3 protein-coding genes are annotated in these 1,912 nt (G+C 69.0%); all 3 read left to right on the top strand.

Annotation, left to right across the window (positions count from 1 at the left end):
- Positions 1–215: 215 nt before the first annotated feature.
- Complete coding sequence (locus G6017_RS14415; protein ID WP_179525783.1) at positions 216–740, top strand: MSMEG_0572/Sll0783 family nitrogen starvation response protein; 525 nt, start codon at positions 216–218, stop codon at positions 738–740.
- A gap of 4 nt (positions 741–744) precedes the next feature.
- On the top strand, positions 745–1,635 hold the full coding sequence (locus tag G6017_RS14410) for a carbon-nitrogen hydrolase family protein (RefSeq protein ID WP_182617980.1): 891 nt from the start codon (positions 745–747) through the stop codon (positions 1,633–1,635).
- The coding region (locus G6017_RS14405; RefSeq protein ID WP_182617978.1) for an MSMEG_0570 family nitrogen starvation response protein at positions 1,628–1,912 on the top strand (285 nt) is incomplete at its 3' end. The genes G6017_RS14410 and G6017_RS14405, both read left to right, overlap by 8 nt.

Below are 1,912 nucleotides of genomic sequence, written 5' to 3'. Positions count from 1 at the left end.
GAGCCGCCACAGGACCCCCGCGGTGCCGCCACGGCGCCGCCACGGCGCCGCCACCGGGTGGCGGCGTCGGTCGCAGTGTTACGTCGGCGCCGGATGCGTTGTTCCAATTGCAACCACCCGGTAACGGACCGATACGCAGCGGTAACGGTCCGGGCGTGTACTCGCTGCCATGTCATCGGAACCCGTCCGGTGACCCAGTCCCCGAGGAGCCCACAGTGCCCGAGTTCGACGCCACCATCACCGAGAACATCGCCGCCTCCCTCAAGGAGATCCCGCACCCGTCCCTACCCAAGGGCACCAGCATCTACGGCGGCACCAAGATCTTCCCAGACTACAAGGCCGAGGAGGGGGAGTCGTACTTCACGCTCGTCCACGGGATCGCCCACGAGTCCTCCGTCTCCTTCGTCGCCGTCCTCCAGGCCACCCGCGCCCTGCGCAAGGGTTTCGAGTCGGCCATCTACTTCTACGGCCCCGGCGCGATCAACTGCCTGGCCACCCGCGGATTCCCCACCACCGGGGACTCCGGCTTCCCCGGCGAGCAGAACATCAACGAGTCCCTCGAGTCGTTCATCTCCGAGGGCGGAACCGTGTTCTGCTGCCGCTTCGGGCTCGGTCTCCACGGCGGTCGCGAGGAGGACCTGATCGAGGGCGTGATCCCCGCGCACCCGCTCGACGTGCAGGACGCCCTGATCCACTACGCCCGTAAGGGCGCCATCATCAACTCGACCTACATGGTCTGATGCCATGACGACCATCGGCTCGGTCGCCGCCAACTTCGGCCGCGACCTCGAGGAGAACTACCGGACCATCGCCCATTACACGGAGATCGCCCGCGAGAGCGGCGTCGACTTCCTTGTCTTTCCCGAGGCCGCCATCGGGGGCTACCTCTCCAGCCTCGGAAACCACGGCGACACCACGCCCACGTCGCGATCACTGCCCCCCGCCATCCGGCTCGACGGCCCCGAGATCGCGCGGGTGCAGGAGATCATCGGAGACCTGGTGGTGGCCATCGGGTTCTGCGAGCTCGACGACGACGGGGTGAACCGTTACAACGCGGCCGCCGTCCTCGACGGAACCCGCGTCTACGGCACCTACCGCAAGGTGCACCAGCCCCTCGGGGAGAACATGTCCTATGCCTCCGGCGGCGACTACCGGGTGTTCGACACCCCTGTCGGTCGGGTGGGCCTGCAGATCTGTTACGACAAGGCGTTCCCCGAGGCCGCACGCGTCATGGCACTGCAGGGCGCCGAGATCATCGCTTCCCTGTCCGCGTGGCCGGCGGCACGCACCGCGACCGCCGCCAACCTCCAGGAGGACCGCTGGACCTACCGGTTCAACCTCTTCGATTCCGCCCGGGCCCTGGACAACCAGGTGTTCTGGGTGGCCTCCAACCAGGCGGGGACGTTCGGGTCCCTGCGATACGTCGGGAACGCCAAGATCGTCGATCCCGGCGGGAACGTCCTGGCCACCACCACCCTCGACGAGGGCCTGGCGGTCGCCGAGGTCGACGTGGCGGGCACCTTCGCGGCCATGCGCGCCGGGATGTTCCACCTGCGCGATCGGCGCCCCGACGTGTACGGATCACTGGTCGAGGTCTGTGATCGGGCCGACGAGAGGACGCTCGCCAGTGCCTGAGATGAGCTTCGCCGTCCGGTGGCCCGACGGGACGGTCCGGGACTACTACTCCCCCAGCCTGGTGATCCACGACCACCTCACGGTGGGCGACCGTCTGAGCGTGGCCGAGTTCCGCCGCCGGGCCACCGACGGGCTCACCGAGGCGGGCGAGCGGGTCCGCGAACGCTACGGCTTCCTGTGCAGCTCGGCGGCGGACACCGCCGCACGGGTGGCCTCCGCGTCCCGGGCCCACCCCGGGGACGCCCTCGTCGAGGTCGTCTCTATGCACCCCCCGCTG

It is taken from the genome of Dietzia sp. B44, assembly GCF_014145245.1.
Taxonomy (GTDB): domain Bacteria; phylum Actinomycetota; class Actinomycetes; order Mycobacteriales; family Mycobacteriaceae; genus Dietzia; species Dietzia natronolimnaea.
Note: the sequence above shows the minus strand (reverse complement) of the source record. Positions and strands in the feature narration are given on the sequence as shown.